This window comes from Paenibacillus sp. FSL L8-0470, assembly GCF_038008625.1.
Lineage (GTDB): Bacteria > Bacillota > Bacilli > Paenibacillales > Paenibacillaceae > Paenibacillus_AQ.
In genome coordinates, this window is record NZ_JBBOZM010000001.1 from 1761188 (window position 1) to 1785161 (window position 23974).

The window sequence follows — 23974 nt, forward strand, 5'->3', positions numbered from 1 at the left end:
ATCAGAGTAATGAGTCAACTACGTTACGGCGTCGCCTACTACGATGAATATATGCCTTATGAGAGGCTGAATGAGGATATTGCCATGATGCTGGAGGCCGGGATCAATACCGTCCGCATCGCCGAATCGACCTGGAGCACGCATGAGCCGCAGAACGGGATATTCGACTTCTCTTCCGTCGACCGGGTGCTGGATGCGATGCATGCCGCAGGAATCTCCGTAATTGTCGGGACACCAACCTATGCCGTTCCCACATGGCTGGTCAAAGAGCATCCCGGAGTGCTGGCTGTAACGGCGGACGGTCCCGGCCGGTATGGCGCACGGCAGATCATGGATATAACGAACCCGGTCTACCTGTTCCATGCGGAGCGGATCATCCGCAAGCTGATCGGCAGGGTCAGCAAGCATCCGGCGGTCATCGGCTACCAGACAGACAACGAGACGAAGCACTATGGGACAGCCGGAGAGAATGTGCAGCTGCTGTTTGTTAAGCATATGCGGCAGAAGTATGGAACACTGGATGAGATCAATGACCGGTTCGGGCTGGATTACTGGAGCAACCGGATTAACAGCTGGGAGGACTTTCCGTCCGCTGTCGGCACAATCAACGGCAGCCTGGGTGCGGAATTCGCCCGTTTCCAGCGTGGTCTGGTGAAAGCGTTTCTTGCCTGGCAGGTGTCGCTGGTGAACGAGTACAAGCAGCCGGGACAATTCGTCACACAGAATTTTGATTTTGAATGGCGCGGCTATTCGTATGGCGTACAGCCGTCCGTGGATCATTTTGCCGCGGCTGAAGCCTTCGACATCGCCGGAGTGGATATTTACCATCCCTCGCAGCATGAGCTGACCGGAACGGAAATCTCCTTCGGAGGGGATATCGCCCGTTCCCTGAAGCGCAGCAATTATCTTGTACTGGAGACGCAGGCCCAGGCATTTCCCCACTGGACACCCTATCCGGGCCAGCTGCGGCTCCAGGCCTTCAGCCATCTCGCCTCCGGGGCAAATATGGTGGCTTACTGGCATTGGCATTCCATTCATAATTCGTTTGAGACCTACTGGAAAGGGCTGCTCAGCCACGACTTCAAGCCGAATCCGGTATACAACGAGGCCAAGACTATCGGCCGGGATTTTGCCCGCTTAAGTCAGGCGCTGGTGGACCTGCGCAAGGATAACAAGGCTGCGGTAATGGTCAGCAATGAAGCCCTGACTGCGATGGAATGGTTCAAGCTGCCGGATGGCAGGAACTACAATGATGTGGTTCGCTGGCTTTACGATGAGCTGTACCGGATGAATATTGAATGCGACTTCATTCAGCCCGGCTGTACCGAGCTTTCGAGGTATAGCCTCATCATTGTTCCGGCACTTTATGCGGTTCCGGATGAAGCGCTGCTGCGCTTAAATGAATATGTGCGTGAGGGAGGCCATGCCGTCTATTCCTTCAAATCCGGCTTCGCGGATGAAGCTCTCAAAGTGCGCACGGCGGTGCAGCCGGGCATCATCAGCGAGGCCTGCGGAATCAGCTACAGCATGTTTGTGACTCCGCATGAGGTGACACTGCGCAGCGAAGCTTTGGATACCGGTGCGGCAGATCCAGCGGTGAATACATGGATGGAGCTGATTACACCAGATACGGCGGAGGTGCTGCTCCGTTATGAGCATCCTCATTGGAGCGAATATGCGGCCGTCACCCGCAACAGGTTCGGAAACGGTACGGCAACCTATATCGGCTGCATGACAAGCAGCGGGCTGGCGGGCAGCATCCTGAAATCCGCTGCCCAGGAGGCCGGACTATGGGGGCCCGATCAGGAGCTTGCTTTTCCGCTGATTGTCAAGACAGGAGTGAACCGGCAGCAGCAGAGGGTGCGCTATTATTTCAATTACAGCGATGAGCCGGTGTCTATGGTGTACCGGCATGGCCCGGCAGCAGAGCTGTTGTCCGGAAAAGAGCTTCACCCTGAGGAAAGGGTTGAGCTTGAGCCTTGGGGTGTGCGCATCCTGCTGGAGCATTCAAGCGGACAATGAGACCGGACGCGGCCCCGGGAATAATAGAGGGTTGCTTTTATCGGCGGTATTTGCTAGTATTCAATGTAACTTAATCAGATGTTTTGTTTTCTAGGGTTCCGCAGTTGCTACAGGCTGGTCTGGTCCGAGGGAAAACGCATGTACAACGATGTACATGTCTACACGGAGGGATAAAAGCCCGGGAGGTATCGTCAATTAGACGATGGCCTTCCGGGCTTATTTTGTTTCCGCGGTTAAGAGTTTTGTATCATAACTATTTAGGGGAAGAGGAGGGAATGGCAGTGAATAACAGTATGGCATGGATTAAGATTGCAGGCGCTGCCTGCTTCGAGGTCGTGTGGGTCATCGGGCTCAAGCACGCTTCGGCTCCGTGGGAGTGGCTCGTTACGGCAGTGGCCATTATCATCAGTTTCTATACGATCATCTCGGCGAGCAGCAAGCTGCCCGTAGGTACGGTCTATTCTGTATTTGTCGGACTCGGCACAGCCGGGACCGTCCTGGCGGATATCCTCTGGTTTGGTGAGCCGTTCAAGCCGCTGAAGCTGGTACTGGTGCTGATTCTGCTGGCGGGGGTTATCGGGCTGAAGCTTGTGACCGGTGATTCTAAAGAGAAGGAGGTGTCCTAAAATGGCTTGGTTAATGCTGATTGCTGCCGGGTGCTGTGAAATGTTCGGTGTGGCAATGATAGGGAGGCTACACCGGGACCGCAATTGGCAGGCGGTTGCCCTGCTGGTTCTCGGATTCGGAGGCAGCTTTCTGCTGCTGTCGCTGGCCATGGAAAGTCTCCCGATGGGTACGGCCTATGCGGTATGGACAGGGATCGGTGCTTCCGGTGGAGCGATTCTGGGCATGCTGCTTTATGGTGAAGCCCGGGATTTGCGGCGGATTATGTGTATTATTCTGATTCTCGGAGCTGCAGTCGGCCTGAAACTGGTAGGCTGACGACGCTGATATGTTAAAGAAATAGACACCTGTACGATGTTTCGAATGATGTAACATGGTAAGTATAGTAAGTAGTACTTAATCCATCGTATAAGGAGACTTCCACTATGAATGAAAATATCCCCGGGCGGATTAAACTTCCGGACGGAACAGACTTGCCGAGAATCGGGCAGGGAACCTGGTGTATGGGTGATGATGCTTCCAGACGTTCCGAGGAGATAGCTGCACTGAGGCATGGGGTAGAGTTAGGCCTTAGTGTGATAGATACGGCAGAAATGTACGGGGACGGCCGATCGGAAGAGCTTGTCGGCGAAGCGATCCGGGGGATCCGTGACAGCGTATTTCTGGTCTCCAAGGTGTATCCGCAAAACGCAGGCAAGAATCAGCTGGCCCGCAGCTGTGAGGATAGTCTGAAGCGGCTCGGTACGGATCATCTGGATCTGTATCTGCTGCACTGGCGGGGGAAGATTCCGCTGGAGGAGACCGTGGAAGGTATGGAGGAACTGGTGGCTGCCGGAAAAATAGCCCGCTGGGGCGTGTCCAATCTGGACACGGACGATATGCGGGAATTGCTGCGCATCCCCGGAGGCAACCGCTGCGCTGTCAATCAGGTTCTCTACCACCTGGGCTCCAGAGGTATTGAGCATGAACTGCTGTCCTGGCAGCGGAGCCACAAAATACCCGTAATGGCCTACTCTCCGCTGGCACAGGCAGGCACGTTGAGAAAAGGGCTGACGGAGAATGCTGCGGTGCAGGAGGTTGCCCTTAGACACGGAGCGACACCGCTGCAAATTTTGCTGGCCTGGAGCATCCGGGAAGGCGACGTAATCGCTATTCCTAAAGCATCGACCCCTCAGCATGTGGCCGAGAATGCGGCAGCAGGGGAAATCAAGCTCAGCACCGATGAGCTGTGGCAGCTGGACGAGGCTTTTCCGCAGCCGGCTTGGAGAGTTCCACTGGATATGATCTGAAACCATCTAAAGGGGCTGCCCCGAAAGCGGATATCCTACGAGCGGAGACAGCTCACATTCTTTCTCAAAACCGTAATAGTCAACAGAGCAGCGATCCTCCTGTTATTGGAGGATCGCTGCTTTGCGGTGCGCCTCATCGTTTGTTGAATAAGTTGTTAATTTAACATTTTAAAGTAAAGCATTTCTTAGTAATGAGAAATTACCTTCACAATCGGTACCTTGTACCTGATAGGTATGCCACTCTACTATCTCATGGGAAGGAGAGTTGATCCGCCAAAGACTTTTACAAGAAGCTATTAATATTAAATCAGAAAATGATTTAACGGTCTGAAGTGGGCATAGGGTTCAACTGAACACAAAAAGAGATGACCCTGATAATTTCAAGGATCATCTCTTTTTTAGAGAAAACAATTGAACACAAAAAAACACTATGATATAATCGATAGCGTTATTGACAAATTACAAAAAACAAAATAATTAATTATTAACCTTACTTTTATAGTACATCTAGAACTTTGATTTGTCAATGATTTTTTTCTGAACTAATGGTTAGGAGAGATGTTGAATGAATTCACTGGTTCTCGATTTTCAAGAAATGGATAACACTCAGCTTTTGCTTGTTGGCGGAAAAGGGCTGCAATTAGGGGTATTATCCAAAATGGAAGGAATACAAGTGCCAGAAGGGTTTTGTGTTACAACAGTGGGATATCAAAAAGCCATCGAACAAAACGAAAGGGTTCATGCTTTGTTAGATCGGCTAACTACGCTTAAAGTAGAAGATCGGGAACAGATTGATGAAATCAGCAAGAAGATTCGACAGGCCATTATGGAAGTAGCCATTCCTTCCGATGTTGTGAATGCAGTTGTTTACTATCTCTCCAAGTTTGGCGATGAATATGCTTATGCCGTGCGTTCTAGTGCGACTGCTGAGGATTTGCCGTATGCTTCTTTTGCTGGTCAACAAGACACCTATTTAAATATTATCGGCAAAGAATCCATCTTGGAGCATATCCGCAAATGTTGGGCTTCTTTATTTACGCAACGCGCGGTAATTTACCGAATGCAGAATGGATTTGATCACAGCCAAGTTTATTTATCTGTTATCGTTCAAAGGATGGTGTTCCCGCAGGCTTCTGGGATTTTATTTACCGCTGATCCCATTACCTGCAACCGGAAGCTGCTCTCTATCGATGCCAGTTTCGGACTTGGAGAAGCGCTGGTCTCCGGCTTGGTATCTGCCGATTGTTATCAAGTACAGGATGGGGTAGTCGTCAGCAAGAGAATAGAAACCAAAAAAATGGCTATTTATGGACGAAAAGAAGGCGGTACAGAGACCAAGCAGCTCGATCCTGATCAGCAAAAGACGCAAACCCTTACGGATCAACAAACTTTGCAGCTGGCACGCATTGGAAGACAGATCGAAGAACATTTCGGCTGCCCCCAAGACATCGAATGGTGTTTGGCTGAGGATACATTTTATATTGTCCAGAGCCGGCCGATCACCACTTTATATCCCATTCCTGAAGCAAATGACCAGGAGAATCATGTGTATGTATCTGTCGGCCATCAGCAAATGATGACTGATCCTATTAAACCGCTGGGGATATCTGTTTGGAAGTTAACAGGTAACGCACCCATGTTTAGAACTGGTGGTGGAAGGCTGTTTGTGGATATCACGAAGGGCCTGGCTTCACCGGCTGGCAGGCAAAATTTATTGGATGTTCTAGGGCACTCCGATCCGCTCATAAAAGACGCGCTTATTACCATCATAGAGCGGGGAGATTTTATTAAATCAGACCCATATGACAAAAGCGAACCGGGGCCCGTTAAAAGCCATAAGGGGATGTCATCTGCGGATATTCTAGAAGAAGCAGGAAATAACCCGGGAATTGTTGCTGTTTTGATTAAGAGCAGTGAGACATCGATATCAGCGTTAAAACATAATATCCAAACGAAATCAGGATTGGATGTATTTGATTGTATCCTGGAAGATATGCAGCAACGGAGGCAGCGAGCGTCCGATCTGAAGAATTTGAATGTGGTTATGGCCGGCATGCATGCTTCAGCATGGATCAATGAAAAAATGAATGAATGGTTAGGTGAAAAAAACGTAGCAGACACACTTTCCCTGTCTGTGCCTAACAACGTCACTTCTGAAATGGGTATGGAGTTACTGGATGTTGCAGATGTGATTCGTCCCTATCCGAAAATAATTGAGTATTTACAGCAGGTAAAGGATGATAACTTTTTGGATAAACTGGTTCAATTCGAAGGTGGGCAGCAGGTGCGTGATGTTATTGCAGCTTTTCTCGACAAATATGGAATGCGATGTGCCGGGGAGATCGATATTACAAGAACACGCTGGAGTGAAAAACCAAATATACTGGTACCTATGATCCTCAGTAATATCAAAAACCTTGAACCTGGCGCCAGTAAACGGAAATTTGAGCAAGGGCGACAGGAAGCGTTGAAAAAAGAACAGGACTTATTAGCCCGATTGAAACAATTACCGGGTGGTGAACAAAAAGCCGAAGAGACAAAACAAATTATCGGCCAGATCCGGAATTTTATCGGTTATCGTGAATATCCGAAATACGACATTGTTAGTCGCTACTTCATTTATAAACAGGCTTTACTAAAGGAAGCGGAACGACTCGTGCAAGCCAACCTTCTTCATGAAAAAGAAGATATTTATTATCTCTCTTTTGAAGAATTGCAGGAAACCATACGCACAAATAAACTGGATTACCAAATCATTGACAAACGAAAAGAGGAGTACAGATTATATGAAAAACTAACTCCGCCACGTGTTATCACCTCTGATGGTGAAATCATTACGGGTCAGTACAAACGAGAAAATATCCCCGCCGAAGCTGTTGTGGGCCTCGCTGTTTCTTCAGGCGTTGTAGAGGGGCGGGCACGTGTAATTCTGAGTATAGAAGAGGCTGATCTGGAGGATGGCGATATACTAGTCACCGCTTTTACCGACCCCAGCTGGACTCCATTGTTTTTATCCATCAAAGGCTTGGTTACGGAGGTGGGCGGGCTGATGACCCATGGAGCCGTTATCGCACGTGAATATGGCCTGCCAGCCGTTGTGGGAGTGGAGAATGCGACCAAATTGATAAAAGATGGGCAACAAATTCGCGTGCATGGAACAGAGGGGTATATAGAACTTTTGTAACACATACAGAGCTGAAATATAACCATATAGTTAGGGCTCAGTATGCATGCTAAAGCTTTTATTGGTATCAGAATATGATCGGAAACAACGGATTGGAAATCTAAATAAAGCACACCCTAAACGGGAGTCTTGCAGCTGATGCAGACTTCCGTTTTTTTTGTAAATATAAGGATGTTTAGGCTTCACGCCATAAATTATTTTTGAATTTGCTAAAGAAATGGACCCCATCCCCTGAGGATGGCAGGGCCGTTTTTTTCTTGTGTCCATAAGCCGGATGCATGTCCAAAAGCCTGTAGCAGCAGCTCTTAAATGTTGTCAACAACGTTCATGACGAAACCGTGTTTTCAATTTGATGACAAAGAAAGCGCTTTGATTTACGCTGTGTGCATAGGGGATTACCTTTAAAGAAATCTTAAATAAAGGCATCCCATTTAATTTATATTAAGGGGGCATTTTAAATGGCCACAACGGCAACGACACAAACTTCATCCGGCGGTACAAGGGTGAGAGTTCAACAATTCGGCCGCATGCTCAGCGGTATGGTTATGCCGAATATCGGCGCTTTTATCGCATGGGGTTTAATCACGGCTTTATTCATTCCAACAGGCTGGTTTCCAAATGAAAGTCTTGCAGCTCTAGTAGATCCAATGATTAAATTTCTGCTTCCGCTGCTCATCGGGTATACGGGCGGACAGATGGTACACGGCAAACGCGGCGGTGTTATCGGGGCAGTAGTCACGATGGGGGTTATCGTCGGTTCTTCTATTCCGATGTTCCTCGGCGCTATGATCGTCGGCCCGCTGGCCGGCTGGGTCCTGAAGCAATTCGACCGTGCGGTTGACGGCAAGATCAAAGCCGGGTTCGAAATGCTTGTCAACAACTTCTCGCTCGGCATCATCGGCGGCGGCTTGTCCATTGCTGCGCTGAAGGGAATCGGACCACTGGTCGAAGGCTTGACCAATATCCTCTCGAATGGTGTGGAGTTTCTGGTTAACCATAACCTGCTGCCGCTCGTCAACATCATCATTGAGCCGGCAAAGGTATTGTTCCTGAACAATGCCATCAACCACGGCGTACTCGGACCGATTGCGCTGGAAGAATCACAGAGACTGGGACAGTCGGTACTGTTCATGCTGGAATCGAATCCAGGACCGGGGCTGGGTATCCTGCTTGCTTACTGGCTGGTAGGACGCGGTTCGGCGAAGGCTTCCGCACCAGGTGCAGTTATCATTCACTTCCTGGGGGGGATTCATGAAATTTACTTCCCGTACATTCTGATGAATCCACGACTGATCCTGGCTGTTATCGGCGGCGGCGTGTCTGGAACGTTCACATTGCAATTGCTGGGAGCAGGTCTGGTAGCTTCTCCATCGCCAGGCAGTATCTTTGCTTACTTCGCCATGACACCTAAGGGCGGATATGTGCCAATGCTTGCCGGTGTCATTGTTGCCACAGCTGTATCCTTTGTGCTGGCTACACTGCTCCTTAAGACTGTGAAGAAGAACAACGAAGAAGAGATGAATCTGGAAGAAGCTGCGGCAAAATTGAAAGACATGAAGTCGGCAGGGACTGCAGCGCAAACCGCTGCTGCTGCCGCAACTGTAACTACAGCGGCAAATGTCCGCGGCAAGGCTGATGTGAACAAAATCGTCTTCGCTTGTGATGCAGGTATGGGGTCCAGCGCGATGGGCGCATCCGTGCTAAGAAAAAAACTGCAGGCTGCCGGAGTCAATATTACGGTTGTCAATTCCGCAGTCAGCGAAATTCCTGCGGATGCTGATATCGTGGTTACCCAGAAAACACTGACGGACCGGGCGGTTGCCAGCAATCCGAAAGCAGAGCATATCTCCATCGACAATTTCCTGAAGAGCCCTAAATATGATGAGCTTGTGGAACGTTTAAAGTAAATGGAACAAGCATAGAAATGATGTATAACGCTAACTCAGGAGACGCTGGCCCGCAAAGCCGGCGTTTGTCTCCATTTAGGGCGGGGGTACACGGTTATGAGAAAAGTTACCGCGAGGCAGCGTCAAATCATCTGGCTTCTCTTAGGGGTCAGTGAAGAGATTACTGCCGCCGAAATCGCCGAGAGCACCGGTGTGAGTGTAAGAACGGTTCACCGGGAGATGGAGGACATCGAGCTTACGCTGGCGGATTTCGGTCTGGATTTGATCCGTAAATCAGGAAAAGGAATTCAGTTGAGCGGCCCGGCGGCCGGTCTTACCGAGCTGCGCCTGTTTTTACGGGAAGAGAAGCCAGCGGAACATTCCAGCGAGGACCGCAAGGTGTATGAGCTCTGCTCCTTGCTGGAGGCAGAAGAGCCAGTGAAGCTGTTCACACTGGCCCACTGGCTCAAAGTTACGGTGGCTACAGTGAGCTATGACTTGGATGAACTTGAGCCTTGGGTCCGCAAGTTCGGCCTGCAGCTGGTCCGCAGGCGGGGCTATGGTGTTGAGATTACCGGCAGCGAGATTGATAAGCGCAGGGCGATTGGCCGGCTGGCCGCTGAGCATCTGGATCTTTCAGATCTGGTGGGGCATAATCCGCAGCCCGCGAGCAGTCCGGTTTTCCGGATTCTTCTGGATGCGGTAGGCAAAACCAATCTGATGGATGTGGAGAACACGCTGTGGGATATGGAATGGAAATGGACGGCGGAACTGCCGGAAATCGTTTATATGGAAATGCTGCTTGGCCTCGCGGTAACCACCAGACGGATTGAGATTGGCCGGAGTATCGACAACGGCGGGGAAGCAGGATATCCCCGAATGTCCGATCACCGCCATATTGCCGCCGCCGAGCAATTTGGGCAGCGGCTGGGCCAGGCACTGGGAGCTGAGATACCGCGGGCAGAGGTTCTATATATAGCCGGTCTGTTCGACAGGGTCCAGGAATCATTCTCCTCAGCCGGATTCGCCTACGGTGATATTGAGCTGATGGAGATTGTATATAAGCTGACGGAGAACGTGGTCAAACGGACGGGAGTTCCGTTTCAAAGCGACCGCTCCCTGCGGGAAGGGTTGCTGGAGCATATGGATCCGGCTTTCAAGCGGCTCCGGGAGGGAACCCGTATCCGCAATCCGCTGCTGGGTCCCATCCGTAAGGATTATGAATATTTGTTCCAGATTGTGAGGGCCGCGGTGGAGGAGCTGGAGCTGGAGCTGGACATCCCCGATGAGGAAATTGGATTTCTGGTCATGCATTTCGGCGCTTCTGTCGAACGTCTGAATCAGCTCAGGCGGGGCGTCCGGGCAATTCTGGTCTGCGCCAGCGGTCTCAGTTCTTCCCGGCTGCTGGCTACCCGGCTGGCCAAAGAAATGCCGCAGATTGAAATTCTCGGCAATATTTCCTGGTACGAAGCGGCGCGGCTGCCTGAGGTTGACTACGATCTGATTATTTCAACGATTGATTTGCCGCTCGACAAAGACCGCTATATCAAAATTAGTCCTCTGTTGACAGGGGAAGAAATAGAAAAACTGCTGAGTTATATCCAGAACACCACGCTGAGAGAACGGGATAGTGTTCCGCAAGGCGAGTACGACAGAACAGCGAGTGAAGAGCATTCCCTGGAGCGGTTGAAAAGCTACCAGGGCATGCTGGATGAAACGGTCAGCCTGCTGGAGCGGTTCCGCTTCTATCCGCTTGATAATAGCGGGATAACGCTTCCCGCAACGATTTCGGCGATGCTCGATTTTCTGGATGGCAGCGGGGTGGTCGGTGATGCAGATATCCTGCTGGAGCGGCTGCTGGAACGGGAAAGGATGGCCAGCCAGGTCATTCCGGACACTGGGCTTGCGCTGTTTCATGCAAGAAGCAGCCACATCCTGATGTCTTCCCTGACGCTGTACCGTCTGCGGCAGCCGGTTGTTCTGGATGGGGGTACCGAGGTCAGGGTCATCCTGCTGATGCTTGCACCGCGCAAGCTGTCCAAGGAAAGCCTGGAAGTGCTGAGTGAAATCAGTGCAATGCTGCTTAATTCCGAGCTGGTGAAGCTGCTTGAGGAGCGCACGGAGTCCGAGATCAGGCGATATCTGTCGTCAGAGCTGCTGCGTTTTTTCGAAAATAAAATGTGAAAGCGAGAGAAACCATATGAGTATACTGTCAGAGAATAAAGTGATTATGAACGGTGCTGCCAAAGATAAATACGAGGCGATCACCATGGCCGGAAGACTGCTTGTGGATGCCGGACATGTAACGGAAGAATATGTGCCGAAGATGCTTGAGCGCGAAGAGGTCGTTTCCACTTATATGGGCGAAGGACTGGCCATTCCCCACGGAACCAAAGAAGCCAGACCCTTCATTAAATCTACCGGATTATCCATTATCCGCTTTCCGGATGGTGTTGATTTTGGCGGAGATGAGCCGGCCTTTGTTGTGATCGGCATTGCAGCGGCAGGTGACGGGCACATGGAGATATTGACGAATGTGGCGATGATCTTCTCGGAAGAGGATGCTATTGAGCGGGTCATGAATGCGCCAACCCCGGCCGATGTGATCGCCATCTTTGAAGGAGGCCTGGAATGATGAAGGCTGTTCATTTCGGTGCCGGCAATATCGGCAGAGGTTTTATCGGTCTGCTTCTGTCGCAGGCAGGCTATGAGGTCACCTTCGTCGATGTGAATGAAGCCTTCGTCACACAGCTTCAAGAACGCGGGGAATATCCGGTGATGCTGGCCAGCGAGGGTCGGGAAACGGTGATCGTGACGAACGTGACTGCACTAAGCAGTGTAACCCATGCCGAAGAAGTTGCCGCGGCCATTGCCGGAGCGGATCTTGTTACGACAGCGGTTGGAGTATCCATCCTGAAGCATATTGCAGGGGTGCTGGCTGAGGGGATCGGCAGACGGCTTGCAGGTTCCACCGCTCCGCTGCATGTCATCGCCTGCGAGAACGCCATCGGCGGCAGTGCGCAATTGAAAGAGCTCGTATACGCCAAGCTTGATTCAGAAGTCCAGGCCAAAGCGGATATATCCGTAGCTTTTCCGAATGCGGCTGTAGACCGGATTGTTCCTTTGCAGCAGCATGAGGATATCCTCAAGGTAGTGGTAGAGCCATTCTATGAGTGGGTGGTAGAGTCTTCTCAGATGCTTCCGGGTTACCGTCCGGTAGAAGGTGTTCACTATGTAGATAATCTTGAGCCTTATATTGAACGCAAATTGTTTACGGTGAATACCGGGCACTGCTCGGCAGCGTATCTCGGGTACCTGCGCGGATACGGGACGATCCAGCAGGCCATGGCGGATGAGGGTTTGACCGGGCTTGTGCGCGAAGTGTTGGAGGAGACAGGGGCGGTGCTGGTTCAGAAGCACGGGTTCGACGCGGAGCAGCATAGCAAGTATATCGACAAAATACTGGAGCGCTTCCGCAATCCGGCTCTGACGGATGAAGTTAGCCGTGTAGGACGTTCACCGATCCGCAAGCTGTCGCCGAATGACCGGCTGGTATCGCCGGCGCTCCAGGCTTTTGACAGAGGGCTTGAATACACGGCCCTGACCCGCTCCATGGCGGCAGCACTGCTGTTCAACGTGAGCGATGATCCGGAAGCGGTTGAGCTTCAGGCGGCTGTCGCGGAGCTTGGTGCGGCAGCGGCAGTTACGAAATATACCGGTCTGGCCGCAGATCATGCGGTGCACCGGTCGGTGATGGCAGAGTATGACAAACTGAAATAACGATGAGGGCATCATAAAAAGCCGCAGGGGAGGTCATATCCCCTGCGGCTCTTCGTCTAACTTAGCTTAGCTGTTCTCAATAATGGTCTGCAGCGTTGTGCGGTCCAGTCCTTCCACAAGCTTGATCAGCAGCTCTTTGGCGGCATCATAATCATCGCTGTGAATGATGGAAGAGGACGTGTGGATGTAGCGTGAGCAGATTCCAATCACTGTGGACGGCACGCCAATTCCGCTGACATGCACCTGTCCGGCATCGGTTCCGCCTTGGGAGACAAAATACTGGTATTTGATCCGGTGGGTATCTGCCGTATCCTGAACGTATTCGAGCAGGCCGCGGTGGGTTATCATCGTCGGATCGTAAATGCGCAGCAGCGCGCCTTGGCCCAACTGGCCGAAGGCCTGGCGGTCGCCGGTCATGTCGGCGGCGGCACTGGCATCCAGGCCGAAGAAGATGTCCGGCGACAGCAGGTTAGCTGCTGTGCGGGCACCGCGCAGGCCTACCTCTTCCTGGACCGTAGCGCCGGCGAAGACGGTGTTCGGCAGTTTTCTGCCGTGCAGCGCTTTGACCAGCTCAATGGCAAGGCCTAAGCCATAGCGGTTGTCCCACGCTTTGGCCATGATTTTCTTCGGATTGGCCAGCGGGGTGAACGGGCAGATCGGCAGAATCTGCTGCCCCAGAGCTACGCCATAGCTCTGGGCTTCTTCCCGGCTGTCTGCACCGATATCTATGTACATTCTGCGGATGTCACCGGTTTTGTTCCGTTCGTCCTCACTCAGCAGATGGATTGGCGTACTGCCGACAACGCCGGTCAAAGTCCCTTTCGGTGTAATGATCTGCAGCCGCTGTGCAGCTACGGCTGAAGCCAGCCAGCCGCCAAGCGGCTGAAAGCGGATCATTCCGTTGTCCGTGATGCCGGTGACCATAAAGCCCACCTCATCAAAGTGTCCGGCTACCATAATCTTGGGGCCGTTCTCTTCACCGCGCAGGACTCCGAACAGGCTGCCGAGGCGGTCCTGGACGAACTCTTCGGTATACGGTGTCATAGCATCCTTGACAAAGGCACGCAACTCGCGCTCAAAGCCCGGAGCTGCGGGGAATTCAGTCAATGTTTTGAACAGATTGGTCGTTTCTTGATTCATATACATATCGCTCCTTTACTATTGTCTAGTATGAACATTGTCGCGCTACTTGTCCATGTCTTCAAAGGGGTAAATGAACACTGGGCGCCACCTTTGCGAATAATATGCAGTAATGGCTCTGCAGGCAGGAGCCGGGAAAGGGAGCGAGGAAGATGAGGGTGGCAGAAAGCAGGTCAGCGGACAACCCGCAGGGCTTCTACGGTAAAGTGAATGCCCGCGGGGTGCCGAGAAGATACCTCCGCCGGTATGGGCCGGAGCGCGAAGCTGTGCTGATTTTGATTCTGTTTATATTGCTGATTGTAATACTGTTGTATTTTACCTGAACTGGGGAGACATAACGAAGCCGCTTACGGCGAACAATAAGGAAAAACTTCTAAGCGAAGAAAAGTCCGAGGGGAAATGTCCGCACTCACTGGTTCAGCCCTCCCCTCGCATACATTCCAGGAGGTGTCCTCATTTGCCGGCCAAAACTCGAAAGTCCGGTGTCAAGCTCCGGCTTGACACCATGACCCCACAGGATTATGAGAAATTGTCCAAGCCGTATGTGCCCAGTCGTCCTGTGTTCAAAAACTGCATCCGGGCTTTTCTGTCGGGCGGTTTGATCTGCGTAATCGGACAAGGCATCACGGAGGCTTTTATGGCGATATTCGATATGACCTCCAGGGAAGCCTCAAGCCCTACCGTTGCGGTTTTGATCCTTATCTCCGTAATCCTGACCAGCTTCGGTGTATACGACAAAATAGCTCAATGGGCAGGAGCGGGTTCTGCAGTTCCGGTCACCGGCTTTGCCAACAGCATGTGTTCTGCCGCGCTTGAACACCGTGCGGAAGGACTTGTGCTCGGGGTCGGCGGCAACATGTTCAAGCTGGCTGGTTCTGTTATTGTATTCGGTGTCGTCGCGGCCTTTGTGGTCGGGGTAGTTTATGCCATTATGGGCTGGGGAGGTTCTCACTAAACTATGAAGCAGCTTGGCAGCCAGACCTGGCAATTTACTACCCGTCCTGTCATTCTCGGTTCTTCCGCAGTAGTAGGGCCGGAAGAAGGGGAAGGCCCTTTAGTTTCCGATTTTGATTTTATCTATGACTCGCTCAAAATGGGTGAACAGACATGGGAGAAGGCAGAACGAGCCCTCTTCGAGAAATCGTCCAAGCTGGCGCTGATGCATGCGGGACTCGAGCAGGAGAAGCTGGAGTTCTTCGTCGGCGGGGATTTAATGAATCAGATTATCAGCAGCTCGTTCGCAGCCCGAAAGCTCGGTGTACCCTATCTTGGCGTCTTTGGCGCATGCTCCACTTCCATGGAGAGTCTCGCCATCGCTTCGATGATCGTGGATTCCGGCGGGGGCAAATACGCGCTCGCGGGAACTTCCAGCCATAACTGTACCGTGGAGAAGCAATTCCGCTATCCAGTCGAATACGGCTCCCAAAAGCCGCCGACGGCCCAGTATACCGTAACCGGTTCGGGCTGTGCCATTGTCGGCCGCAATGACGGCTCCGCTGCGGGCCCTTATGTTGTTTCGGCAACCCTTGGACGCATTATGGATATGGGGCTGACGGACCCTTTTAATATGGGCACAGCCATGGCTCCGGCCGCCGCGGATACGATAACTGCACATTTTCGCGATACGGGCTTGTCCCCGGGCCATTACGATTTAATTGTAACCGGCGATCTGGCTTCCGTCGGTTTGCCTATTGCCAAAGATTTGCTGGCCAAAGAAGGCATTCCCATGGAGCAGACGACATTTGATGACTGCGGGCTGCTCATTTATGATCGCGACAAGCAGAAATATGTCATCGCCGGAGGGAGCGGCTGCGGCTGTTCGGCGGTGGTCACCTATGGACATATTCTCAAACGGATGAAAAAAGGCGAGCTGAAGCGGGTGCTGATCGTGGCAACCGGAGCGCTGCTTTCGCCGCTGTCCTATCAGCAGGGAGAAAGCATACCGTGCGTGGCACATGCTGTAGCGCTGGAGAGCGGAGGTGAAGGAGCATGATGATTTATGTATGGGCATTTTTGATTGGAGGCGCCATCTGTGTCATCGGGCAGCTTATGTTCGATGTGCTGAAGCTGACACCGGCTCACACGATGAGTACGCTTGTCGTGTCTGGAGCGATCGCTGACGCGTTTGGACTGTATGACCCGCTGGTGAAATTTGCCGGAGCGGGGGCTAGCGTCCCTATTACCAGCTTTGGTAACTCGCTGGTGCACGGAGCACTAACGGAACTTGAGCGGGACGGCTGGGTCGGCGTGGTGACGGGGATTTTCGATGTGACCAGTGCGGGGATTTCATCAGCTATTGTATTCTCATTTCTGGCAGCCGTGCTTGTACGGCCTAAGGGGACGCATTGATCAGCTGAAAACTATAGGTTTTCTTTTCCGGCCGCCACATTGGCGGTCTTTTTTTGGTCTGTCTGAATAGAAAAACGGATTCGGTTTATAATCATTTCTATAGGAACAATATTTTTCCTTCTATATAATAGAGAGATTTCCTTGTCCATGGTTTGGTGTATCTTTAATTTCCGGGCTGCAATAATGTACTTTGGGACCCATAATCATGTAAAATATATGTATTGCGCTTATTCTGACATAGGAGGTTTACTATATATGCCCGTACGTCAAGAATCAATTCACATCATGAAGGCTGTCCGCCATAATTTGGAATCCTGTATACTCGGCAAAACATTTGAAATAGAGCTGCTGCTTACGGCGCTGCTGGCCGGTGGGCATGTCCTGATCGAGGATGTTCCGGGAACGGGTAAAACCCAGCTCATTCGGGCGCTCTCCAGATCAATGTCCGGGGAGTACCGCCGGATTCAGTGCAATCCCGATATTCTCCCTAGTGATATAACGGGGGTATCGGTCTATCATCCGCGAGATGAGATGTTTCATTTCCGTCCCGGTCCCGTGATGACGAATATTCTGCTCGCTGACGAGATCAACCGTGCCACAACCAAGACGCAATCTGCGCTGCTTGAAGTAATGGAAGAACGGAATGTAACCGTCGACGGAGAGACGTATCCGCTGCCGCATCCGTTTATGCTCTGTGCGACTCAGAACCCGATTGATTTCGAAGGCACCTACACGCTGCCCGAAGCACAGCTTGACCGTTTCATGCTGCGTATCAGCCTTGGCTATCCCGATGCGGTTACCGAGAAGAATCTTCTGATGAGCCATCAGGAGGGACAGCCGGTGGACAGGCTTACCCCGGTAACAGGCATGGAACAAATTGCGGCTATCCAGGAAGAAATCCGCGAAATTTATATCAGCGATCCTGTGCTGAACTATTTGCTGGATATTGTCCGCCAGACCAGAGAGCATCCGCTAGTCCTGCTTGGTGCCAGCCCCCGTGCTTCGCTTTCATTCATGATGGCCTGCAAAGCCTATGCTTTCCTGCAGGAGCGCGATTATGTCCTTCCTGATGATGTGAAGATTCTTGCTCCGTATGCGCTGGGACACCGCATTCTGCTGCGTCCGGAGTCGCGGCTGGATAATATCAGCGTAGATTCCTTGCTTCAGAAGCTGCTGCAGAGCATACATGTGCCTGTGACGATGAGGCAATAATGATGAAAAGGTATTTGTCCGGAGCGGCAGCTGTCATTCAGCCGGGGAAATTCGCCGGCATCCTTGCGATCTGGGGCATCACGCTGCTCTACGTACTGTTTCAGGGCGGCAAAACATCATTCATGCTGTTTATAATGGTATCTGTACTAATGATATATCTGATGATAGGAGGCTTAGGCGGAGTACGGCGGGCCAAAGGCACGCGCAGCCTGTATTCCGAATTGGACAAGCCTGATCTGCTCTATGCGGGGGGCTTTCTGCGGGTAAAGCTGGACGTTACAATTCCAGGCTTTTTGCCTCTGCCGTATGTGGTGGTGAGAGAGATTCTGAAGCGCCATAACGGCGAATCCTGGGTATTTGAGGAGAGCATGGTTCCCAGCCTGAGAGGGCAGGGGGAGCTGCTGTTTCAGACGCCGGCACTGGAGCGCGGCCGCTATACGTTCGAAGGAACGGATATCCTGAGTGAGGATATCTTTGGCCTGGTGGAGCATAAGGGCACCTTTATGGCCGAAGGGCAATTCCGCGTACTGCCCCGTGCGGTATTCGTGCCGCGCTGGCAGCTTTATGAGCGGAAGTCACGGCTGGCGGGGCAGCAAGCCTCGCTGCTCCATTCCCGGAGAGAGACAACGCAGATCAACGGGGTCCGCGATTACGTCTATGGCGACCGGTTGACGCGAATCCACTGGAATGCAACCGCCAAGACGGGTAACTGGAAATCCAAGGAATTCGAGCATGAATCCGTACCCAAGACGATGATTGTGCTGGACGGCAGCGCCATGGTATATGCCGGCTCGAACCAGTTTGAGCTGGCGGTGTCCATTGCCGCCTCCCTGCTCGGCTTTGGGATCCGCGACCGGATCGGCATCGGTTTATGCTGTCTGGACAAGAACACCAAGATTTTCATGCCTGCCGAGGGCGCTGCGGAGCGGCAGAAGATGATCCAATATTTGATTGACATTAATGCGGAAGGCCGGGGGCCGCTGGTTCCCAGGCTGGACAAAGGACACCGTATGTTTCCCAAAGGTTCCTATCTGGTATTGATCAGTCCGCAGAGCGGACAGCCTGTACTGGATGTGATGCGCTGGGCGGAGAGCCGGGGAATGACGCCTTCCCATATTCATGTGCGCAATCCTGCAGCGGTCAACCGCGGCGTAGAATGGATGGATGTGCTGAAATCCCGCGGGGCAACCGGCTATAGCGTAAGTTCGCTTCAGGAGCTGCCCTCAGTGCTCGGAGGTGATAAAGTATGATGAGACGCTGGTGGAGCGGGATGAAGTCCTCATGGCATTACTCCTTCAGTCTGCTATGGCTGATGGTTATCGCCCTGCAGTGGCTCACTTATACAGAGCCCATCTGGCTGAAGGCGACCACTGCCGCCGTACTGCTGACCTTGGCTGCGGCGGGGGTTATTGAAATTCTTTTACCTGTTAAACGGGGATACCGGCTGATTCTTGAAGTTTGCGCCATGCTATATTTCGTGTACAGGGTAATTCTGCGCTACGAACTCTATGTTCCTGATCCCTGGCTGCCTTCGCTGCGCGACCGTCTGTCTGACATCGCCATAAATATGGTTCCATATCTATGGTTTGCTGCGGGTGCGCTGGCCTTGCTGCTCCTGTCATCGTGGTGGGTCTCCTCCAAGGCGCGGATTCTGCTGTTTATCACCACGAATATTGTAGCCTTTGCGGCACTGGATTCCTTCACTTCGGCCGTACTCTGGCAGGAGGTCGCCTGGACGGTGTTCGCGGGGATGGGCTGGCTTGTTACCCAGCATTTGAGAAGCTTTCAATTGCATTATCCCCGCGGCTGGACTTATCTGCTGAAATATCCTTTCAAGATCTTCATTAATATCGCCATCATTTTCTCCTTTGTCATTATTACAGGTGTGAACATGCCAGAGGTGCGGCCGACACTGACAGATCCTTATACCGCCTGGCATAAATGGAACGGCACCGGATTATCGGCAAGCTCCGGCACATCGGGAACAACAAATGCCGGAACCAGTGATGCTTCTGCAGGAAGGACTACTTCGGGTTATAGTATGAACGACGATAATCTGGGCGGGGGCTTTAACTATGATTATTCGCCAGTCATGACAGTGACCTCGGATATACGTTCCTACATGCGGGGGGAAACCCGCAGCGTATATTCCGGAAAAGGATGGAGTGATGACGACCGGCTTACACGCGGTCCGCTGTCCGGGGCAGCCGTAGGCAAAGAGCTGGACAGGGAACCCGGCTCCAAGGTGGAGACGCAGACCCTGCAGCAGACGGTAAAGCTGCTTGGGAACATTGATTATCCGGTATTGTTCGGAGCCTATTCCATTGCGAAGGTCGATTCCATAGACGGCAAGGAACAGAGCAGCCGCTTATTATGGAGAAGCACAGACAGTGAAATGCTGTGGGATACGGATGGGAACAGCGGAAACTATCCCCAGACTTATGTGCTTACTTCGGAGGTCCCAGTCGTATCCGTGCAGGAGCTGAGCAAACAGACCTTCGATCAGCTGTACACCGGCCAGAATAATACGCAATACCTGCAACTGCCCGACAATTTTCCAGAGCGGGTCACAGAGCTGGCAGAGACAATAACCGCAAGCGCGAAGACCCCTTATGACAAAATTGTGCTGCTCCAGCAATATCTGCAGCAAACCTATCCCTACTCGAATCAGCCGGATCTGTCACGCGGCAAAAGCAAGGATTTCGTGGAGAGTTTCCTGTTCGAGATTATGGAAGGCTACTGCGACTACTATTCCACCGCACTCGTGACCATGGCGCGTTCGCTGGATATTCCGGCACGCTGGGTCAAGGGATATGCACCCGGTGAACAGGCACAGCTGCCGGACAGTCTGGCCCAGCAGGGATTATCCAATAATAATTATACGATTACGAATGCCGATGCCCATTCCTGGGCGGAAATCTATTTCGGTGAATACGGCTGGATTCCGGTCGAAGCGACCCCGGGCTTTAATGTCCCTCTTCTGACACAGAGCGAAGAGCCTGAGAGTAAGGAAGATATACAGCCGGAAGAGGATAAACCTGAGCCTGAACAAGAGGTGGCAGATCCCGGCAAAGCCGGTGGAAGCCTTCATGTGGGCGTATGGGCCGTATCGGCCGCTGCGGCAGTGCTGCTGCTGTGGGGAGGTTATCTGCTCTGGCATTACCGCTTCAGTCTCCGGTTCCTGCTTGGGCGGCTGCGCAACGGCAAACCGTTGTCTCCGGTGCAGAAAGTTGTGGCTGAAACCGAGCGGTGGGTAAAGTATGCCCGCAGAAAGGGCATGCTTAAAGAAGAGCACGAAACGCTTCGTGAATCGGTGGCCCGCTGGAGCCGTGAACGTCCGGCAGCTGCAGAAAGTCTGGCGTCGCTGCTGCAAATGTTCGAGAAGGCGAAGTACAGCCCGGATGTTATAGAAGACAAAGATTGGCGCAGCGTGTATACTGAAGCTTTGCGGCTGCACAGTCTCTTGAAATCAGATAAATAAACGTGGCAGTCCTAACATCGTCGCAGATTCATTTGCGAAGCGCAAAGAGTATGATATAGTTTTTCGTATGAAATCGAGGTGAACGTATTGTTTGAAAGGTTGGTTCCAAAACTCCGGGTGAATACGGTATTTGATATTGGGCTGGAAGAGCTGTACAGCCGGGGATACCGTGGTATCATTACGGATCTGGATAACACGCTAGTCGGCGCCAAAGCGCCTCTGGCCACTCCGGAGCTGCTGTTATGGTTCGAGAAGGTGAAAGAGCTGGGCTTCAAGCTGATCATTGTGTCGAACAATAACATGGACCGGGTGTCACGCTTTGCAACGCCGCTTAATATTGAATTTGTACATCAGGCCCGCAAGCCGATCAATACGCCTTTCGTGAAGGCGATGAAGCTGATGGATCTGAAGCCGGAACAGACGATCGTAGTTGGCGATCAGATGCTTACGGATGTATTCGGCGGCAACCGGCTCGGCCTGTATACGGTACTGGTGCTGCCCATCTCCGTGAAGGATGAAGGTATTGGAACTAGAATTAACCGCCGGATCGAGCAGATTGCCCTGACACGGCTTCGCAAGCAAGGATTGTGGCATGAGGAGGATAAACCCCAATGAATCAACAGAATGAAACACAGCGCCCTGTAAAATGCAGCGGCTGCGGCATTAAGCTGCAGACCGAAAAGAAGGATCTCCCGGGTTATATTCCGGAGGTTGCATTTGAACGGGAACCGGTTATCTGCCAGCGCTGTTTCCGCATCAAAAACTATAATGAAGCTTCTTCGGTATCCGTCGACCAGGATGAATTTCTTCACCTGCTCAGCGGAGTGGGCGAGAAGAACGCGCTTGTTGTGCATATTGTCGATCTCTTCGATTTCGAAGGCAGCCTGATTTCCGGCCTGCAGCGTTTTGTTGGCAATAATCCGGTTATTCTTGCAGTGAACAAATGTGATTTGCTTCCCAAGGTAACGAACTGGAACAAGCTGCGTAACTGGATGCAGCAGCGCTGCAAGGAGCATGGACTGCGGACTGCGGAGATTATACTCTGCAGCGCGAAGCGCAATCAAGGGTTCGAACGTTTGCTGGAAGCAGTGAATGAGCTTCGCGGACAGCGTGATGTCTATGTCGTTGGGGCAACCAACGTAGGCAAATCCACGCTAATTAACCGGCTTATTTCCGATTACAGCGATCTCGAGCAGGAACTGACGACCTCGCGTTATCCGGGAACGACTCTCGATACGGTCAAAATCCCGCTGGATGACGGCCACTATATCATTGATACTCCGGGAATTGTATATCCTTGGCGGTACAGTGAACTGGTGGAGCGCAAGGACCTCGGTGCCGTTATGCCGGAAAATCCGCTCAAACCTGCGGTATATCAGCTGAATGAAGGCCAGACGCTGTTCTTCGGCGGTCTGGGGCGTTTTGATTTCATTCAGGGTGCCCGGCAATCCTTCACCTGCTTCATCAGCACTACGCTCAAGATTCACCGTACGAAGCTGGAACGTGCGGATTCCCTGTATCAGGATCACCGTGGTGTGATGCTGGCTCCACCGGTAACTGCCGACATGGACAAGCTGCCGCAGTGGCAGCGTCATGAATTCCGAATCAGCCGGGGCAGCCAGACCGATCTGTTCATCTCCGGCTTGGGCTGGATCAAGGTGAACGGAACCGAAGGTGCCGTTGTGGCCGTTCACGTTCCGCGCGGCGTGAAGGTGGTTACCCGCCCTTCGCTGATCTGACAAAGGGTGGGGGATTGCCTGTGACAAGTGCAAACGGAAATGACAGAAATACGGATCTGCTGCTGGGGGTTATGGGTGATCCGATTGCCCAGTCTAAATCCCCGATCATGCACGGGGCCGCGCTGAAAGCGCTGGGCATACAAGGGGCTTATGTCCCCTTGCATATTACCGGAGATCAGCTTGGCGATGCGGTGCAGGCCATCAAGATCCTCGGCTTTCGCGGAGTCAACGTAACCATACCGCATAAGGTTGCGGTGATGGAGTATCTGGACAAGATGGATGAAAGTGCGGTTGCTGTAGGTGCAGTGAATACAATTGTCAATGACAACGGGGTACTTACCGGATTCAATACGGACGGCATCGGTTATGTCCGTTCGCTGAAGGCGGAAGCGGTTCCCGATCTGTCCGGAACCCGTATTCTGGTAATCGGTGCCGGGGGCGCGGCGAGAGGGATTGTCAGCGCTCTGCTGGCCGAAAAGCCGTATTCGGTTAAGATCGCTAACCGTACTGCCGGGAAGGCCGGGGAACTGGCGGCATTATTCCAGGGCCGGGGCAAGGTTGCCGGAGTGGGCATGGATGAAATCACGGAAGCGGCTAAGGATGCGGATATTGTAATCAATACCACATCTGTTGGAATGTTTCCCCATCCGGATGACCTACCGATGGATCCCGGACTGCTGCGTGAAGGGATGGTCGTAAGCGATCTTATCTACAATCCGCTGCGTACCCGGCTGCTGCTCGAGGGCTTGAAGCGGGGCTGCACAATTCATGGGGGTCTGGGAATGTTCGTATATCAGGGCGCCTATGCGCTGGAGTATTGGACAGGGCAGGCTGCACCTGTGGATATTATGCGGCAGACGATTATCGACTGCCTCGGCGGCAGTGCCAGTGAAATGGATCCGCAAGTTTAGGGTAATAATATATGTTAATTAAGGGGTTTGTTCATTTATGTTAACTGGAAAACAAAAACGCTATCTCCGCTCTTTGGCTCATCATCTTGACGCTGTCTTTCAGGTCGGCAAAGGCGGTGTGAACGACCACCTGGTCCGTCACATTGAAGAAGCTATTGAAAAACGCGAGCTGATGAAGATCAGCGTGCTTAACAATAATGCGGATGACCCGAAGGAAATCGGTGCTGCTCTGGCTGAGCAGTCCGGCTCCGAGCTGGTGCAGGTTATCGGCAAGACCATCGTTCTTTACAAAGAGTCACGCGACAACAAAACGATTGAGCTTCCACGCTAGGCAAGCTGCGCCTTGCGGCTGTCTTA

Annotated in this window: 21 protein-coding genes, 1 pseudogene and 1 riboswitch; of the genes and pseudogenes, 21 read left to right on the forward strand and 1 reads right to left on the reverse strand. The window is 52.2% G+C overall.

All coding sequences use genetic code 11. The features are described from left to right. Positions 1-9 precede the first annotated feature (9 nt). From NST99_RS08170 to NST99_RS08215, 10 genes and pseudogenes are all read left to right on the forward strand, one after another. Entirely contained in the window at positions 10-2022 is a 2013-nt protein-coding gene (locus NST99_RS08170) for a beta-galactosidase (protein ID WP_341090969.1), read from the forward strand. A 79-nt stretch (positions 2023-2101) separates the two neighbouring features. Continuing rightward, a riboswitch (guanidine-I (ykkC/yxkD leader) is annotated at positions 2102-2209 on the forward strand. Between the two features lie 106 nt (positions 2210-2315). Then, positions 2316-2648 (forward strand): DMT family transporter, encoded by a 333-nt coding sequence (locus tag NST99_RS08175; protein ID WP_445745018.1) that lies wholly within the window; start codon positions 2316-2318, stop codon positions 2646-2648. 1 nt (position 2649) lies between these two features. Then, on the forward strand, positions 2650-2964 hold the full coding sequence (locus NST99_RS08180; protein WP_341090972.1) for a DMT family transporter: 315 nt from the start codon (positions 2650-2652) through the stop codon (positions 2962-2964). Between the two features lie 107 nt (positions 2965-3071). Beyond that, on the forward strand, positions 3072-3935 hold the full coding sequence (locus NST99_RS08185) for an aldo/keto reductase (RefSeq protein WP_341090973.1): 864 nt from the start codon (positions 3072-3074) through the stop codon (positions 3933-3935). A 207-nt stretch (positions 3936-4142) separates the two neighbouring features. After that, positions 4143-4266: pseudogene (locus NST99_RS08190) on the forward strand (DUF2975 domain-containing protein); the annotation flags it as partial. A gap of 234 nt (positions 4267-4500) precedes the next feature. Beyond that, the gene (ppsA, locus tag NST99_RS08195; protein ID WP_341090974.1) at positions 4501-7119 is read left to right on the forward strand and encodes a phosphoenolpyruvate synthase; all 2619 of its coding nucleotides are present in this window, start codon (positions 4501-4503) and stop codon (positions 7117-7119) included. A 458-nt stretch (positions 7120-7577) separates the two neighbouring features. After that, positions 7578-9026: a PTS mannitol transporter subunit IICB gene (locus NST99_RS08200; RefSeq protein ID WP_341090975.1), complete on the forward strand. Its 1449-nt coding sequence runs from the start codon at positions 7578-7580 to the stop codon at positions 9024-9026. A 96-nt stretch (positions 9027-9122) separates the two neighbouring features. Beyond that, positions 9123-11189, forward strand: coding sequence for a BglG family transcription antiterminator (locus NST99_RS08205; RefSeq protein WP_341090978.1), 2067 nt, complete (start codon positions 9123-9125; stop codon positions 11187-11189). A gap of 16 nt (positions 11190-11205) precedes the next feature. Beyond that, positions 11206-11640 (forward strand): PTS sugar transporter subunit IIA, encoded by a 435-nt coding sequence (locus tag NST99_RS08210; RefSeq protein WP_341090980.1) that lies wholly within the window; start codon positions 11206-11208, stop codon positions 11638-11640. Then, positions 11640-12785 carry a mannitol-1-phosphate 5-dehydrogenase gene (locus NST99_RS08215; protein ID WP_341097589.1) on the forward strand — a complete coding sequence of 382 codons (1146 nt, stop codon included), beginning with the start codon at positions 11640-11642 and terminating at the stop codon, positions 12783-12785. The genes NST99_RS08210 and NST99_RS08215 overlap by 1 nt, the downstream gene beginning before the upstream one ends. Before the next feature lie 66 nt (positions 12786-12851). On the opposite strand, the gene NST99_RS08220 is transcribed toward NST99_RS08215, so the two are convergent. Then, complete coding sequence (locus tag NST99_RS08220; protein WP_341090982.1) at positions 12852-13925, reverse strand: M42 family metallopeptidase; 1074 nt, start codon at positions 13923-13925, stop codon at positions 12852-12854. A gap of 152 nt (positions 13926-14077) precedes the next feature. On the opposite strand from NST99_RS08220, the gene NST99_RS08225 reads away from it, so the two are divergent. From NST99_RS08225 to yhbY, 11 genes are all read left to right on the forward strand, one after another. Beyond that, a complete protein-coding gene (locus NST99_RS08225; protein WP_341090984.1) occupies positions 14078-14248 on the forward strand; it encodes a hypothetical protein in 171 nt (56 codons plus the stop codon). Positions 14249-14382: 134 nt separating this feature from the next. Then, positions 14383-14880, forward strand: a complete 498-nt coding sequence (spoVAC, locus tag NST99_RS08230; protein ID WP_445744956.1) for a stage V sporulation protein AC — start codon at positions 14383-14385, stop codon at positions 14878-14880. Positions 14881-14883: 3 nt separating this feature from the next. Beyond that, positions 14884-15918: a stage V sporulation protein AD gene (gene spoVAD, locus NST99_RS08235; RefSeq protein ID WP_341090985.1), complete on the forward strand. Its 1035-nt coding sequence runs from the start codon at positions 14884-14886 to the stop codon at positions 15916-15918. Continuing rightward, positions 15918-16274 (forward strand): stage V sporulation protein AE, encoded by a 357-nt coding sequence (gene spoVAE / locus NST99_RS08240; RefSeq protein ID WP_341097591.1) that lies wholly within the window; start codon positions 15918-15920, stop codon positions 16272-16274. Before spoVAD ends, spoVAE begins: the two co-directional genes overlap by 1 nt. A gap of 255 nt (positions 16275-16529) precedes the next feature. Further along, positions 16530-17486 (forward strand): AAA family ATPase, encoded by a 957-nt coding sequence (locus NST99_RS08245; protein ID WP_038587881.1) that lies wholly within the window; start codon positions 16530-16532, stop codon positions 17484-17486. A 2-nt stretch (positions 17487-17488) separates the two neighbouring features. After that, positions 17489-18736 carry a DUF58 domain-containing protein gene (locus tag NST99_RS08250; protein ID WP_341090987.1) on the forward strand — a complete coding sequence of 416 codons (1248 nt, stop codon included), beginning with the start codon at positions 17489-17491 and terminating at the stop codon, positions 18734-18736. After that, positions 18733-20967, forward strand: a complete 2235-nt coding sequence (locus NST99_RS08255) for a DUF4129 domain-containing transglutaminase family protein (RefSeq protein WP_341090988.1) — start codon at positions 18733-18735, stop codon at positions 20965-20967. Before NST99_RS08250 ends, NST99_RS08255 begins: the two co-directional genes overlap by 4 nt. 87 nt (positions 20968-21054) lie before the next feature. After that, positions 21055-21582 (forward strand): YqeG family HAD IIIA-type phosphatase, encoded by a 528-nt coding sequence (locus NST99_RS08260; RefSeq protein ID WP_038587886.1) that lies wholly within the window; start codon positions 21055-21057, stop codon positions 21580-21582. After that, positions 21579-22706, forward strand: a complete 1128-nt coding sequence (yqeH, locus tag NST99_RS08265) for a ribosome biogenesis GTPase YqeH (RefSeq protein WP_038587889.1) — start codon at positions 21579-21581, stop codon at positions 22704-22706. Before NST99_RS08260 ends, yqeH begins: the two co-directional genes overlap by 4 nt. Before the next feature lie 20 nt (positions 22707-22726). Next, a complete protein-coding gene (gene aroE, locus NST99_RS08270; RefSeq protein ID WP_341090991.1) occupies positions 22727-23617 on the forward strand; it encodes a shikimate dehydrogenase in 891 nt (296 codons plus the stop codon). Positions 23618-23654: 37 nt separating this feature from the next. Then, complete coding sequence (gene yhbY / locus NST99_RS08275; protein ID WP_038587894.1) at positions 23655-23948, forward strand: ribosome assembly RNA-binding protein YhbY; 294 nt, start codon at positions 23655-23657, stop codon at positions 23946-23948. Positions 23949-23974: the final 26 nt, after the last annotated feature.